At 43.9% G+C, this 14,270-nt stretch carries 15 protein-coding genes; all 15 read left to right on the plus strand.

Translation table 11 applies throughout. The annotated features are described in order from the left end of the window. The coding region (locus ACM0OZ_RS39325) for a CHAT domain-containing protein (RefSeq protein ID WP_414588282.1) at positions 1–2,248 on the plus strand (2,248 nt) is incomplete at its 5' end. A 553-nt stretch (positions 2,249–2,801) separates the two neighbouring features. Continuing rightward, positions 2,802–3,194 (plus strand): hypothetical protein, encoded by a 393-nt coding sequence (locus tag ACM0OZ_RS39330; RefSeq protein ID WP_414588283.1) that lies wholly within the window; start codon positions 2,802–2,804, stop codon positions 3,192–3,194. Further along, the gene (locus tag ACM0OZ_RS39335) at positions 3,194–3,631 is read left to right on the plus strand and encodes a hypothetical protein (protein WP_414588284.1); all 438 of its coding nucleotides are present in this window, start codon (positions 3,194–3,196) and stop codon (positions 3,629–3,631) included. The genes ACM0OZ_RS39330 and ACM0OZ_RS39335 overlap by 1 nt, the downstream gene beginning before the upstream one ends. Continuing rightward, complete coding sequence (locus tag ACM0OZ_RS39340; protein ID WP_414588286.1) at positions 3,588–4,496, plus strand: hypothetical protein; 909 nt, start codon at positions 3,588–3,590, stop codon at positions 4,494–4,496. The genes ACM0OZ_RS39335 and ACM0OZ_RS39340 overlap by 44 nt, the downstream gene beginning before the upstream one ends. A gap of 66 nt (positions 4,497–4,562) precedes the next feature. Further along, positions 4,563–5,279 carry a Uma2 family endonuclease gene (locus tag ACM0OZ_RS39345; RefSeq protein WP_414588287.1) on the plus strand — a complete coding sequence of 239 codons (717 nt, stop codon included), beginning with the start codon at positions 4,563–4,565 and terminating at the stop codon, positions 5,277–5,279. After that, the gene (locus ACM0OZ_RS39350; RefSeq protein ID WP_414588288.1) at positions 5,276–6,211 is read left to right on the plus strand and encodes an RluA family pseudouridine synthase; all 936 of its coding nucleotides are present in this window, start codon (positions 5,276–5,278) and stop codon (positions 6,209–6,211) included. Before ACM0OZ_RS39345 ends, ACM0OZ_RS39350 begins: the two co-directional genes overlap by 4 nt. A 776-nt stretch (positions 6,212–6,987) precedes the next feature. Then, positions 6,988–7,506, plus strand: coding sequence for a phycocyanin subunit beta (locus ACM0OZ_RS39355; RefSeq protein WP_414588290.1), 519 nt, complete (start codon positions 6,988–6,990; stop codon positions 7,504–7,506). A gap of 63 nt (positions 7,507–7,569) precedes the next feature. Further along, positions 7,570–8,058 carry a phycocyanin subunit alpha gene (locus tag ACM0OZ_RS39360; protein ID WP_414588291.1) on the plus strand — a complete coding sequence of 163 codons (489 nt, stop codon included), beginning with the start codon at positions 7,570–7,572 and terminating at the stop codon, positions 8,056–8,058. A 318-nt stretch (positions 8,059–8,376) separates the two neighbouring features. Then, positions 8,377–9,207 (plus strand): phycobilisome rod-core linker polypeptide, encoded by an 831-nt coding sequence (locus ACM0OZ_RS39365; RefSeq protein ID WP_414588292.1) that lies wholly within the window; start codon positions 8,377–8,379, stop codon positions 9,205–9,207. 104 nt (positions 9,208–9,311) lie between these two features. Further along, entirely contained in the window at positions 9,312–10,082 is a 771-nt protein-coding gene (locus tag ACM0OZ_RS39370) for a HEAT repeat domain-containing protein (protein ID WP_414588293.1), read from the plus strand. 91 nt (positions 10,083–10,173) lie between these two features. Next, positions 10,174–10,833: a HEAT repeat domain-containing protein gene (locus ACM0OZ_RS39375; protein WP_414588294.1), complete on the plus strand. Its 660-nt coding sequence runs from the start codon at positions 10,174–10,176 to the stop codon at positions 10,831–10,833. A gap of 944 nt (positions 10,834–11,777) precedes the next feature. Beyond that, the gene (locus tag ACM0OZ_RS39380; RefSeq protein ID WP_414588295.1) at positions 11,778–12,299 is read left to right on the plus strand and encodes a phycocyanin subunit beta; all 522 of its coding nucleotides are present in this window, start codon (positions 11,778–11,780) and stop codon (positions 12,297–12,299) included. A 78-nt stretch (positions 12,300–12,377) separates the two neighbouring features. Further along, a complete protein-coding gene (gene cpcA / locus ACM0OZ_RS39385) occupies positions 12,378–12,869 on the plus strand; it encodes a phycocyanin subunit alpha (RefSeq protein ID WP_414588297.1) in 492 nt (163 codons plus the stop codon). Positions 12,870–13,037: 168 nt separating this feature from the next. Then, positions 13,038–13,898: a phycobilisome rod-core linker polypeptide gene (locus tag ACM0OZ_RS39390; protein ID WP_414588298.1), complete on the plus strand. Its 861-nt coding sequence runs from the start codon at positions 13,038–13,040 to the stop codon at positions 13,896–13,898. A 108-nt stretch (positions 13,899–14,006) separates the two neighbouring features. After that, positions 14,007–14,261: a phycobilisome linker polypeptide gene (locus tag ACM0OZ_RS39395; RefSeq protein WP_073630593.1), complete on the plus strand. Its 255-nt coding sequence runs from the start codon at positions 14,007–14,009 to the stop codon at positions 14,259–14,261. Positions 14,262–14,270 lie beyond the last annotated feature (9 nt).

Here is a 14,270-nt window from a genome sequence, read left to right on the forward strand (position 1 = left end):
TGACTACGACTCAGCGTGGAACAACCGGGGTGTGGCGCTGGGTAACTTAGGGCGACATGAAGAAGCGATCGCATCCTACGACAAAGCCATAGAAATCAAACCTGACTACGACTCAGCGTGGAACAACCGGGGTGTGGCGCTGGGTAACTTAGGGCGATATGAAGATGCAGTAGCCTCTTATAACAAAGCCATAGAAATTAAACCAGATGACGACTCAGCTTGGTACAACCGGGGAGTTGCGCTGGGTGAGTTAGGACGATATGAAGAAGCACTTGCATCATACGACAAAGCCATAGAAATCAAACCTGACTACGACTGGGCTTGGAACAACCGGGCAGTTGCGCTGAATAACTTACGGCTATATACAGAAGCGATCGCCTCATTCGATGAAGCCCTACGTCTGAGAGATTATCAGTTTTGGCTAGCTTGGAACAATCGGGGTTTAGCAGTCCTTTACTCCCAAGGCTACAAAGCTGCGGTAAAAACCTGGGATGATGGTATCAAGGCGCTGAAACCCCAAACTCCCGACTATGAACAAGGTTGCGGCGAGTTGCATCGTCGCAAAGGGGAAACATTGTATGAGTACGCCCAAGACGAACCAAACCCTTTTCCCGACTGGTTTGAAGCGAAAGCAAGCTATGAACAAGCTTTGAATTTCCTGAGTTTCGAGAAGTTCCGCCTGCGACACTTGCAAGTATTGGAAGAATTCCTGAAAGTGTGTTCTGCTTTGGGTGACAACCAGACTTTCGCGAGACGCTTGGAAGAGGGGACGCAGCGGTTAGAACAGTTGGTGCGAGAGTGCGAATTTCAAGGAGAGAAAATTAGCCTAGCGCGGAAATTTGCGGCTTTTGATCAATTGCGGGTAGATATCCGCCTCCAGTCCAACAATATTAACAAGGAAATAGCAGCTTTGGAATTGGCGGAGAAACGTAAAAATACTTGTCTTGCTTGGTTGCGGGAAGGTTGGGACTATCAGCCGCCGAAGTTTCATTACAAGGATATGCAAAAACTGCTTAATCCCAAAACGGCGGCAATTTATTGGCACATCAGCCCTGTTGCTATTACTACTTTTATTATTAAACATAACCAGCTGCCTAAAGTGTTATCCCCGGTGTCGCATTACCCCACCCCTAACCCCTCCCCGCAAGCGAGGAGGGGAAGAGTGGAAGGGGAGGGGTTGTATTTAGCGCATCTCCACCAACTCCAGCGTTTTGAAGGTTGGATGCAAAAGTGGAAACAAGCTTATCAAGATTACTGCCAAGGAAATTATACAAGTGCAGCGAAAGAAACAGCGCCTTGGCGGCAAGACATGGAAGATATGTTGCTGAATGAACTGCGCGATGTCCTAGAAATTCATCGCCTCAGAGACTATCTCAAAGATGTTGACCATTTGATTTTAATTCCCCACCGGGAATTACACCTACTGCCTTTAGATTACCTGTTTCCTAAACGCTTCACTATTACATATTTGCCCAGTTTCCAGATTGGTTTAAAACTTCTAGCGCAGCCATTTAATCAACCACTGGGAGATAATCCTACAAACATAGTGAATGTGGGAAACAGTGAGTTACCCTTTGACAATATTGAATCAGTCGCCCTTGCTTCGCTGTATCCTGGGTGTCGTCAGTTGCAAATTCCACCCGTCAAACAAAAAGCGTTAATTGATGCTTTACGAGAGAATACGGGTTTGTTTCATTTTACCGGACATGGCGACCACATACCAGAACAGCCGCGAGAGTCATTTTTGATGTTAGCAGAACCGGATAAATTGACTTTGGGGGATATTGTTGATGATGACGAATTAGACTTTAGTCAGTATCAATTAATTTGCCTTTCTGCCTGCGAAACAGGAATTACCAGTCAAGAAAGTTTGGTGGATGAATATGTTGGTTTAGTGAGTGGATTTCTTGCCAAGGGAGCGAACTACGTTGTCAGCACTTTGTGGAGAGTTGATGAACGTTCTACTGCTATACTAATGATTAAATTTTACCAGTTGCTTAAGCAAAAGGAAAGCCCTGCTGCGGCGCTGAAACAAGCAAAGGATTGGCTGCGTCAGTTGACTTATGAAGGTTTAGCAAAGTGGTATTGTGATTTAGCTAAGGAATTGTATGTCCCTGTATGTAGAAAGTACTTGGAAACTGAAGCGCTAATTATAGAAAATGACCCTGATAAGATGACATCAAGCGAACCTGTTTATGCCCATCCTTATTATTGGGCTGGGTTTATTTTAACTGGTAAACCTGTGTGAAAATAGATCCGCGTCACCGCACCCCTAGCCCCTCCCCGCAAGCGAGGAGGGGAATAATAGGACTCCTTTGTGCAAGCGAGAAGGGAATAATAGCACCCCTTTGTGCAAGCGAGGAGGGGAATAATAGCACTGTTGTCAAAATAGATCCGCGTCACCCCACCCCTAACCCCTCCCCGCAAGCGAGGAGGGGAATAATAGTACTCCTTCCTACAAGCGAGGAGGGAAAAATAGCACTCCTTCGTGTAAGCGAGGAGGGGAATAATAGCACTTTTGTGAAAATACATCCGCGTCACCCCACCCCTAACCCCTCCCCGCAAGCGAGGAGGGGAAAAATAGTACTCGTTTGTGCAAGCCAGGAGGAAAAAATAGCACTCCTTCGTGTAAGCGAGGAGGAAAAAATATCACTCCTTCGTGTAAGCGAGGAGGGGAATAATAGCCCCCCTCTCTGCTGGCGGAGAGGAGCCAGCGCCGTGCGGGGGTTCCCCCCGTTGAGGCGACTGGCGTGGGGGTTGGGGGGTGAGGTTCTTTCTTTTAAAACAACCCAGTAAATCTTATGAACCAACTACAAACAGTCACCCTCCGCGCTTTTTTAACAGCTTTGGTAGAATTAGATTCTCCCTTACCACCAGAGGTACAACAGGAAATTAACGAAGTTGGTGAAATATTCTCAGACTCACCAAATGCTGCCATTGACCGCTTGTTAGAATTGGCAGAAAACGACTGTCTAAGGCAATCTTACCAGCAAGCGCGAATTAATATCCAGAAGCAATATGAAACTCAAGAGCGCAACAAGTACGATAAACCTAGCCAGCAAAATCAAGCTACACCCACTCCCTCAGAACATCTGGCAAATATTGCAATTCCGATTTTGAAAGCTTCAGATTCTCGTGCAGAAGCGAAAAAACAAAAATCAGAAATTTTACCAAATAACGCCAAAGATTCTTAATGAGCAAAATAAAGTATCCCACCCTAGATTTATTTGTTTACAACCTTGCAGAGGGATTGGCAAGCAAGATAGAAGATTATTGGGTGACGCTACCGGATAAACTTAAAGAAAAGGGATACTCGACTAAAATCAATGACAAAGATTCACAACGTTTGGATTTTTGTAATACTATTTCTGCCGCTGTTGATGGTTTTTACAGTCGGGTGAATTTTGAAGACACAAATTGCCTGCGTTATTGCTGCTCTGTTGATAAGAAAATTGAATTATCTGATATTGAATTAAACATAACTCAAATTAAACATAACTCAAATCAAAGATTTAGCGATTCTGCCAGAAGTGGGAGATTTGCCAACATGGAGACTTTCAGACAATGGCTATCTGGGGCAAACTTGGATGATATCAGGGTGGACAGATCCCGCTCATACCCCAATTTCTGAAAGTATAGCTCATGAAGCTTACAAAGCATTAATTCCTCAAGGTCATCAACATCAACAAGTCGGAGAATTTTTAGGCGCTACAGTCTATGAAATGTGGCGTGGTGAAGGACAGTGGGATGGAATTGCAAAAGACAGCCATGTGATTATTATTTTCTATCCCGATGAAGCAACATTCGCCAAAGCTGCTAAATATAACAATGACTGGCGATATTTATTTTATTGTAGGCATAAAATACTTTGGGCTTATGAACAGGGAAGAGAACTCAAATTACGGTTATTAAAAAAATATAAACATAGTCTAATATATATTAATAGTATATCAGATTTATCAAAAAAAGGGTTACACGAATTAAAAATTGAATTACAAACCAACATTAATACTGTATCTAGATACGTGCAAGAAATAAATCTGCTGCAAACTCAACAGCATACAGTTGAAGTGAATTGGCGTAACTACGAAAACAAGCGGTGTAAAGAAGACTTTTTTAAAAATGAGATATTTCTAGAGGAATTTAGCAAGATAGTCAAAAATAAATATCAGGTGCAATTAGAAAAAGACTATCTCAGTCTGAACCCAGGATTAGTCATATTAGAAAATGTGACCGCGACTATTCGCGGGATGGTGGAAATAGAGGAAGCACAGCGCGATCGCAATCTCAACAATACTGTGGCGATCGCAGGTGTTGGATTAGCAACCAGTCAAATAGCATCCTCTATCATTGTTGCTCAAGAAACCCCACCCCAAGACATCCCTTTTTTCCAAACAAATGCGTTTTGGTCGAGCCTTACAACTGGTATAGTTGCTAGCCTGCTCCTCTGGAGTATCCTGCGTTTGTATCGCCTCATTTCTCGCTTTCGCCGCTAAATCCCTGCCTTTGTTGGTGATTCGTTAAAATTAACAATACTATCTGTAAAAATAGGACTTACAGCAATGGTTACTCAGCTGTCATCTTCCAACAAAAAAGATATCATCTACCCTGAAAGCGACGGACAGCCAATGGCAGACAACACAAAGCAGTATCGCTGGATTGTAACTATTCAAGGAGGAGTTGATACCTTATTTCAGAATGATCCCAATGTGTTCGTTGCTGGAGATTTACTGTGGTATCCCGTCGAGGGTGATAACCGCACCCGTAGAGCGCCTGATGTTATGGTTGTCTTTGGTAGACCAAAAGGAGACCGAGGTTCTTATCTACAGTGGCGAGAAGACAATATTCCCCCACAAGTGGTGTTTGAAATCCTTTCGCCCAGCAATAGCGCCAAAGAGATGATCAGTAAATACAAGTTTTATGAGCGCTATGGCGTGGAAGAATACTACTTGTATGATCCAGATACAGGTGAGTTAACTGGCTGGCTACGCTCTGGTAATGAATTAACAGAAATTGACCAAATGATAGGTTGGATAAGTCCCCGTCTTGGCATACGCTTTGAATTGTCAGACGGCGAACTTCAGATTTATCGTCCTGATGGACGGCGGTTTCTTACCTATTCGGAACTCGCGCAAGAACAAGAACAAGCTGAAGCTAGGGCAAAACAAGCTGAAGCAAGAGCAGAACAAGCTGAAACAAGAGCAGAACAAGCTGAAGCTGAATTACAAGCACTCCGTGCTTTACTTCAAGAACAAGGAATTAATCCAGACCAAGTGTGAACGAAATTAATCTAGAAGTCAAACAAGACGGCGATCGCCTAGACCGCTATCTTTCCGAAGAATTACCAAACTTATCGCGATCGCGCATCCAGCAACTCATAGAACAAGGTCACGTCCAACTTAATGGTAAAGTTTGCACATCAAAAAAAATAGCTGTCAAAGCAGGCGATCGCATTTCCATAGAAATACCAGAAGCGCAACCTCTAGAACTCGAACCAGAAAATATCCCTTTAGATATTCTCTACGAAGACGACCAGCTCTTAATTCTCAACAAACCCGCAGGTTTAGTTGTCCATCCCGCACCTGGTCATCAAGACGGTACTTTAGTAAACGCTATCTTGGCTCACTGTCCCAACCTACCAGGAATTGGGGGTGTCCAACGTCCAGGAATTGTCCATCGACTCGATAAAGATACAACAGGGGCGATCGCAATTGCCAAAACAGAACTCGCCCATCAACATCTACAAGCTCAATTAAAAGCAAAAACCGCACGACGAGAATACCTTGGCGTTGTCTTCGGTTCGCCCAAAACCGAAAGCGGTACTATCGACTTACCCATCGGTCGTCATCCGGTTGACCGCAAAAAAATGGCAGTTGTTCCCGTAGAACAAGGCGGACGACCTGCGGTGACTCACTGGAAAGTCAAAGAACGTTTAGGTAACTACACATTAATGCACTTCCAGCTAGAAACCGGACGCACTCATCAAATTCGCGTTCACAGCGCCCATATAGGTCATCCTATTGTCGGCGACCCCGTTTATAGTTCTGGTCGTTCTGTGGGAGTCAATTTACCTGGTCAAGCACTCCACGCTTGGCGACTCAGGGTACAACATCCAGTATCCGGCGAGTGGATTGAAGTGACAGCACCCCCTCCCCAAACGTTCACAACTCTGCTTGAAGTTCTCCGGCGGAGATTTGCCATCTTTCCTTAGAGTGAATCTGATAATTTTTTCAGAATTTGCTTAACTTGCGTTTACATATGTTTACATAAACATTCAGTATCTAAGAAAATATAAATTTTACTAATAACACCTCTGACACCTGATTTTTCCTAGACGTTTAGCGATTTAGGGGTTAAGTATTTTGACTCAGTAGAAAATAGAAACAACAGGCACGTAAAATACAGAAATATTTTTCAAAGCTTAAGCAATATTACTTACCGAACCGACTCTCTAGGGTTAACCATGAATAACCAAGGAGAGAAAGATTTTCATTCTTTTGTGTGCTGGTAGCTTATGCCCGTCTCACAAGGCTTTGGATAAAGTGCGTTCATGCCAGAATTTCATCACCCTATGTAATTAATGTTACTGGTAATTTGATGCTAATCTAATTAGATGAAGATAAACAAAGAAAAGTATCCAATTGTAAAGTGAGAATGTTAGGAATTTAATGAAAAGCTTGATTGGTAAATAACCTTGGCAGAATGCTGTCGCGTTTAACACAATATTACAATACTTAACAAAAAACTCAGCCAAGCAATATATAAAATACCTACAAGGTTTAAAAAGCAATCAGAAATCAAGCGAAAGATAAAAACTTTCTCAGGCAATTCATTGCATAACGCGGGGATATTATGTCATTGCTGCATATGCAACTTTTGTCCGAGTTTTTATGTGAGTTTGTTTTGAATAAGAGATAGCTTTTAACCTATGAAAAGCTGATTTAACAGCTTTAATAAGCTGCAATGAAATTGAGGAGAGAATAAAAAATGCTGGATGCTTTTTCTAAAGTAGTTGAACAAGCTGATAAAAAAGGTTCTTACCTAAGCGATGACGAAATCAACGGACTATCAGCATTAGTTTCTGATAGCAATAAGCGTTTAGATGTGGTCAACCGCCTTACCAGTAACGCTTCCTCGATTGTGGCAAATGCTTATCGCGCTTTGGTAGCTGAACGTCCTGAAACCTTTAATGCTGGCGGTGCTTGCTTCCACAACCGCAATCAGGCTGCTTGCATCCGTGATTTAGGATTTATTCTGCGTTATGTTACCTATTCTGTACTAGCAGGTGATGCCAGTGCTATGGACGATCGCTGCTTGAATGGTTTGCGTGAAACCTATCAATCCCTTGGTACTCCTGGTGACGCTGTCGCTTCTGGAATTCAAAAAATGAAAGATGCTGCCATCAAAATTGCTAATGACTCCAATGGCATTACCAAAGGTGATTGCAGCCAGTTAATGTCTGAAGTTGCTAGCTATTTCGACCGTGCTGCTTCTGCAGTTGTTTAATAGCACTTTTTCAAAGCTGATTTTTAGGAATTACAAAGACAAACTTCGGAGATTAAGAGAATCATGAAAACCCCATTGACTGAAGCTATAGCCGCCGCTGATGTTCGCGGTACATATTTGAGCAATACCGAATTGCAAGCAGTTTTTGGTCGTTTCAACCGCGCTCGCGCTGGTTTAGATGCAGCCAAAGCATTCTCTCAGAATGGCAAAAAATGGTCAGAAGCAGCAGCCAATCACGTCTATCAAAAATTCCCTTACACCACGCAAATGCAAGGACCCCAATATGCCTCTACTCCTGAAGGCAAATCCAAGTGCGTGCGCGATATTGACCACTACCTACGCACCATCAGCTACTGCTGCGTAGTTGGCGGTACTGGTCCCTTGGATGAATACGTCGTTGCTGGTTTGAGTGAACTCAACAGCGCTCTTGGTTTATCTCCTAGTTGGTATGTAGCCGCTCTCGAGTTTGTCCGTGACAATCATGGTTTATCAGGTGATGTCGCTGGTGAAGCCAACACCTATCTCAACTACGCGATTAACGCATTGAGCTAGACAAAGACTTTGGGTCTTTTTAAATAGGCAGTTGCTGATTAATTTCAGCATTTACCTATTTTGAAAGACCCAAATTTTTTTCAAAGTCAATGAAGAAGAACTCAGAATACAGAATACAGAAATCAGAATGTAATCAGTGGGGGCTTGAGTCCAAAACTCATCCGTTCTTCGGGTTCACCAGTTACCTGCGCTCGGGTAACCCTCCCGCAGTACTGGTTCACCAGTCGTACAAAATACCCAACTGAATTCTGACTCCTGACTGCTGAGTACTTTCTTGGTCAATTGAAAGAAAAACTTGTTTAATGGAGCTATAGAAAGATGACTACTTCAGTGGTAGAACGGCTAGGAATTGGAGATTTAGTAGGTAAAAAAGTTGAGTTACGCCAGAATTGGAGCGAAGATGATTTGCAACTGGTATTTCGGGCAGCTTACGAGCAAATATTTGGACGTCAAGGCGTGTATGCTAGTGAAAAATTTAGCAGCGCCGAATCATTGTTACGTAACGGTAAAATCAGCGTCCAACAATTTGTTGAGATTTTAGCTAAATCTGATTTTTACAAAGAATGCTTTTTTTACAATAACTCTCAAGGGCGTTTTATCGAGTTGACTTACAAGCATTTGCTCGGACGTGCTCCCTACGACCAGTCAGAAATTGCCTATCATGTAGACCTCTACGCTTCTCGTGGTTACGATGCCGATATAGAGTCTTACATTTACAGTTCAGAGTACGAAAATGCCTTCGGTTTTTCTGTCGTTCCCTATTACCGTGGATTTAAATCAATTCCGGGAATGAAGACGGTAGGATATAACCGCATATTCGCGCTTTATCGCGGCAATGGTAACAGTGATAACGCCCAATATGGTGGGAAAAATTCCCGTTTGCGGTCGAGAATTTCGATGAATCAAGCAAACTTAATTATCCCACCAACATCACCAAGTAGCTTTGCAGGCACGACGACAATAGTTAGCTCTGCACCACGGGGAGATAATCGGATGTTCGTGATTGAAGCCGTCGTCGGTACAGCTAACACTAAAGTGGCAGTGCGTCGTAGCAGACAAGTTTACACTGTACCCTATGAAAGACTTTCAGCAACATATCAAGAAATTCACAAGCGCGGTGGCAAGATAGTTAACATTTCGCAAGCCTAGAAGAGGAAGGGATGAGGAGGATGAGGAGGATGAGGGGGAAATGACTCCCTTATCTCCCTCATCTCCCCTATCTTCCTCATCTCCCTCATCTCCCCCACTCCACTATGACGAGTACTCACCTTACTGAACCAATTCTTTCTCCGGAAGCTGCGATCGCGGCGCTTAAGAGCGAAGATAATCAAATTCGCTATTACGCTGCTTGGTGGCTAGGTAAACATCACGTACAAGCAGGTTGTGCAGCCCTGTGTGAAGCCCTGTGTGATCAACGCTATCGCATCCCTTCAGGAGGATATCCCCTGCGCCGTCAGGCTGCACGGGCGCTAGGTCAACTCAAAAATCCGCAAGCAGTACCAGCCTTAATTGCAGCGTTGGAATGTGATGAGGATTTGCGGCTGCGTGAAGCAGTGATTCAAGCCCTAGGAGTTCTTGGTGACAACAGAGCTGTGAATCCTCTGCTAAATCTCCTGCAATCTCCTCAAGAGCAACCATATGAAGCCTTAATTGAAGCACTAGCCGCTTTGCAAGTTTGGTCAGTTCGTTCTCAAATTGAGGCTTTTCTTGATCATCCTTCTGAACGGGTGCAATGTGCAGCTGCTCGCTATTTGTATCTTTTGACTCAGCAGCCTCATTACATTGAACGTATCCTGAAAAATCTCGACCATGAAAATATGTATTTGCGCTGGGCAGCAGTCTTCGATTTGGGAGCAGTTGGTCATCGACAAGCTGTAGAAGCAATTCTAACAGCTAAGATTCCCAATACTTTGAAGCTACTAAATTTAAAGCGAATTTTAGAAGCCGCTTTAGATAGCGAATGGGATCAGGAAATATCCCAGCTACTGTTTCAAGCAATTGATGATTTGTTGAGTCAGCTTTGATATTGGGGAATAAGGAATGAACAATGGGGAATAAAAATTCTCCCTTCTTCATTCCCTATTCCCCTTTTTTTATCTACAACAATGAACAACAATGAATAAACTGAAATCTCAAGATACCGACAAATTAATCTCGCAATTAAAACACGCCTCATCTCCAATAGATGCTATCTCTGCAATTACTGCAATCTCTGATAGTAAAACGATTGAAGCAGGAGCGATCGCTACACTTATTCAAGCTTTGAGTCATCACCATCCGTCTGTGAGAAATACAGCAACTGAAGCTTTAGTCAAGCTAGCGCCAGCTACTGTAGAACCACTCATTGCAGCCTTCCGCACTTCTAGCGACCAAGGTTTACAAGCTTACATCATTCAAGCTTTAGCCCAAATTGGTGTACCGACAACTTTAGATTTGTTATCTGAAGTTCTTGGTACAGCAGTAGCCAATCACTGTCAGGGGAATGTCCGTCGCATTGCAGCACGCGGACTAGGACGGATAGGTAGTACTGCTAAGGATCCAGAAATAATACGGCATGCTGTTGAAAAACTGAGTTGGGCTTTGGTCACTCCTGAAGATTGGGGATTGCGTTATGCAGCAGCAGTCTCTCTACAAGAAATTGCCACACCCGAAGCTTGTGCTTTTTTGCAGGTGGCACAAAATCAAGAGCCAGATAAAGTTGTGCTATCTCGGATTACACTCGCCCTAGAGCAGGTAAAGGGGACTGGGGATTGGGGATTAGGAATTGGGGATTAGGGATTGGGGATTAGGGATTGGGGTAATGGTAAGGGAGCCTCAAAATTATGTCCGGGGCAATAAAGACCATTACATATTTTGGAGCATTTCCAATCTTGAGCCACTCCCCAGTCACGAGACAGGGAGCGGCATACAGTCGCCAGTACTGCACTCCTGGTCTCCCGACCTAGGGATAAGAGCGTCCCCCCACCAACTTTGTACGTATACTGGAGGACTCCTTGCCACGACCAGTTGACATTTTGATCAGGGAATGAACCAATTCAAAATTCAAAATTTAGAATTTCTCCCCTGCTCCCTCATCTCCCCCTGCTCCCTCACTCCCTCACTCCCTCACTCCCTCATCTCCCTCATCTCCCTCATCTCCCTCATCTCCCTCATCTCCCCCTGTGGTAAAGAATTTTAGAAACGAAAAGCTATATTTAGAGCTTCTTTGTTAAGAATTCTTTACACGATTTGATGTGGCTACAGATGAAATGGGAAACTTCAATATATAGCCCTGTCGAGGTTATTTAAATAATTAAAAAAATATAAATAACTTCAAATCACACTTTGGAAAAAAGGATTGTAAAGTTTTGTAACCCAAAAAAAGCCGTTTTCTCAGGCAGACCCCTTATATGTAAAGGATTTGAGGCTTTTCTTATTGGTCTATCTCATTTATTCATAATTTGTAACAGATAATGCCCCGATAGCATTGTATAAACATAATCTGGAGGGGTTAAAGAACAGACAAAAGTTAAACAAGGCAATCAATTCGTAAAGTTTGCCAGTTTCTCATAAAATCACCCCAAGTTCTCATATTTCTCGTTCCTACTAGGAACACAGAGAATGTGAGACGAGTTGAGAAACAATTTTCTGTACTGTCTGTTGTCAGCCATTCCAAATTGATAAAACAAAGCCAGTTTTAATCAAGACAGCACTCAACTAAGGAATTAGGAGTCAAATCCATGGCATATGACGTTTTCACCAAAGTAGTTGCTCAAGCCGATTCTAGAGGCGAGTTCCTAAGCAACGATCAAATTGATGCTTTGGCTAACGTGGTTAAAGACGGCAACAAGCGCTTGGATGTGGTAAACCGCATCACCAGCAATGCTTCCTCTATCGTTACCAACGCTGCTCGCGCTTTGTTTGAAGAGCAACCCCAGTTGATTGCTCCTGGTGGTAACGCTTACACCAACCGTCGCATGGCTGCTTGCCTCCGCGATATGGAAATTATCTTGCGCTATGTCACATACGCTATCTTGGCTGGTGATGCTAGTGTCCTGGATGACCGCTGCTTGAACGGCTTGCGCGAAACCTACCAAGCTTTAGGTACTCCTGGTTCTTCCGTAGCAACTGGCGTTCAGAAGATGAAGGAAGCTGCAACCAGTATCGCTAATGATCCTAACGGAATCACCAAAGGCGATTGCAGCCAACTGATCTCTGAAGTTGCTAGCTACTTTGACCGTGCGGCTGCTGCTGTTGCTTAATAGCACAAAAAAAGCCCAAATCCTAAAACAATAGGTATCTAGGCAAAAAATTACGAAATACTAAGGAGATTTTAGATCATGGTTAAGACACCAATTACAGAAGCAATTGCAGCTGCTGACACTCAAGGTCGTTTCTTAGGCAACACTGAACTGCAAGCTGTTAACGGTCGCTATGAGCGTGCTGCTGCTAGCTTAGAAGCTGCTCGCGCTTTGACTTCAAACGCTCAGCGCTTGATTGATGGTGCAACCCAAGCTGTGTATCAGAAGTTCCCCTACACCACCCAATACAACGGTCCTCAGTACGCCGCTGATTCTCGTGGTAAGTCCAAGTGCGCTCGTGACGTTGGTCACTACCTGCGCATTATCACCTACTCCTTGGTTGCTGGTGGAACCGGTCCATTGGATGAGTACCTAATTGCTGGTTTGGATGAAATCAACCGCTCGTTTGAATTGTCCAACAGCTGGTATGTAGAAGCTTTGAAGTACATCAAAGGTAACCACGGTTTGTCTGGTCAAGCTGCTAACGAAGCCAACACCTACATTGATTACGCAATCAACGCTCTTAGCTAGATAGCGATCCGGCCCGGAGAGGGATGCAAGTGCTGGATGGAATCACCTAGCAGTTGAATCAAGCTCCGGGCATTGTTTTATCTTGGGATAGATAAAAAATTTTTATCTAAGCACGCTGTGGAAAGCAGCCGACGTCGTCGTAGTGCTAATAAATAAGGGGAAATAAAAATGGCGATTACAGCAGCAGCATCCAGGCTGGGAACAGAGGCTTTTAGAGATGCACCTCGAGTTGAACTGCGCTCTAACGGCAGCAAAGAAGAGATTGAATTGGTGATCCGCGCCGTTTATCGGCAAGTCCTAGGCAATGATTATGTAATGGCATCAGATCGCCTGGTCAGTGCAGAATCACTGCTGCGAGATGGTAACCTGACAGTACGAGAGTTTGTACGTGCTGTTGCCAAGTCAGAACTCTACAAAAAGAAGTTTTTCTACAACAGTTTTCAAACTCGATTAATTGAACTCAACTACAAGCATTTGTTGGGTCGTGCTCCTTATGATGAGTCTGAGGTGGTTTATCACTTGGATCTGTACCAAAACAAAGGATACGATGCCGAAATAGACTCTTATATTGATTCTGAGGAGTACCAGAACAACTTCGGCGATAACATTGTGCCTTACTATCGCGGTTTTGAGACTCAACCCGGACAAAAAACCGTGGGATTTAATCGGATATTCCGGTTGTACCGGGGTTATGCTAATAGCGATCGCGCTCAAGTCGAAGGCACAAAACCTCGTCTAGCACGTGAGTTGGCAACGAACAGCGCCTCCTCGATTATCGGTCCTTCTGGTAACAACGAAAACTGGAGCTACCGCGCATCGAGTGATGTTGCTCCTCGGAAAAATTTAGGGAACGCAGTCGGAATTGGCGATCGCGTCTATCGGCTTGAAGTCACAGGACTTCGTGCTCCTGGCTACCCCAGCGTACGTCGTAGCAGCACCGCTTTCTTTGTGCCTTACGAGCGACTTTCTGATAAACTCCAGCAAATTCAGCGCCAAGGCGGCAAAATTGTCAGCGTGACACCAGCATAGTGAACCAAAATTTGAGATTTTGGCTCACAGAGCAAGCGCTTCTAAAACCTAAAATCCAAAATTAACTTAGTTGTCTTTAAACTAACACGCTTAGGAGAGATTGGAAAAATGTACGGTCAAACTACAGTTGGTAGTGGTGGCATTTCTACATCTGGTAGCCGGATGTTTCGTTACGAAGTAGTCGGCTTGCGGCAAAACTCAGAAACAGACAAGAATAAGTACGATATCCGCAACAGTGGTAGCGTGTTTATTACAGTGCCATACAGCAGGATGAATGAAGAAATGCAGCGTATTACCCGCTTAGGCGGTAGAATCGTCAAAATTGAGCCTTTGACCGCCGAAAGCGCTGCAGAACAAAACTAATGCGTTGGT

The sequence above is a fragment of the Scytonema sp. PCC 10023 genome (genome assembly GCF_963920835.1).
GTDB lineage: Bacteria > Cyanobacteriota > Cyanobacteriia > Cyanobacteriales > Nostocaceae > Kalymmatonema.

Excerpts from the sequence above, each read along its gene's own strand:
- ACM0OZ_RS39330 (WP_414588283.1), top strand. The coding sequence starts at position 2,802 with ATGAACCAACTACAAACAGTCACCCTCCGCGCTTTTTTAACAGCTTTG.
- ACM0OZ_RS39335 (WP_414588284.1), top strand. The coding sequence starts at position 3,194 with ATGAGCAAAATAAAGTATCCCACCCTAGATTTATTTGTTTACAACCTT.
- ACM0OZ_RS39340 (WP_414588286.1), top strand. The coding sequence starts at position 3,588 with ATGATATCAGGGTGGACAGATCCCGCTCATACCCCAATTTCTGAAAGT.
- ACM0OZ_RS39345 (WP_414588287.1), top strand. The coding sequence starts at position 4,563 with ATGGTTACTCAGCTGTCATCTTCCAACAAAAAAGATATCATCTACCCT.
- ACM0OZ_RS39355 (WP_414588290.1), top strand. The coding sequence starts at position 6,988 with ATGCTGGATGCTTTTTCTAAAGTAGTTGAACAAGCTGATAAAAAAGGT.
- ACM0OZ_RS39360 (WP_414588291.1), top strand. The coding sequence starts at position 7,570 with ATGAAAACCCCATTGACTGAAGCTATAGCCGCCGCTGATGTTCGCGGT.
- ACM0OZ_RS39365 (WP_414588292.1), top strand. The coding sequence starts at position 8,377 with ATGACTACTTCAGTGGTAGAACGGCTAGGAATTGGAGATTTAGTAGGT.
- ACM0OZ_RS39370 (WP_414588293.1), top strand. The coding sequence starts at position 9,312 with ATGACGAGTACTCACCTTACTGAACCAATTCTTTCTCCGGAAGCTGCG.
- ACM0OZ_RS39375 (WP_414588294.1), top strand. The coding sequence starts at position 10,174 with ATGAATAAACTGAAATCTCAAGATACCGACAAATTAATCTCGCAATTA.
- ACM0OZ_RS39380 (WP_414588295.1), top strand. The coding sequence starts at position 11,778 with ATGGCATATGACGTTTTCACCAAAGTAGTTGCTCAAGCCGATTCTAGA.
- cpcA (WP_414588297.1), top strand. The coding sequence starts at position 12,378 with ATGGTTAAGACACCAATTACAGAAGCAATTGCAGCTGCTGACACTCAA.
- ACM0OZ_RS39390 (WP_414588298.1), top strand. The coding sequence starts at position 13,038 with ATGGCGATTACAGCAGCAGCATCCAGGCTGGGAACAGAGGCTTTTAGA.
- ACM0OZ_RS39395 (WP_073630593.1), top strand. The coding sequence starts at position 14,007 with ATGTACGGTCAAACTACAGTTGGTAGTGGTGGCATTTCTACATCTGGT.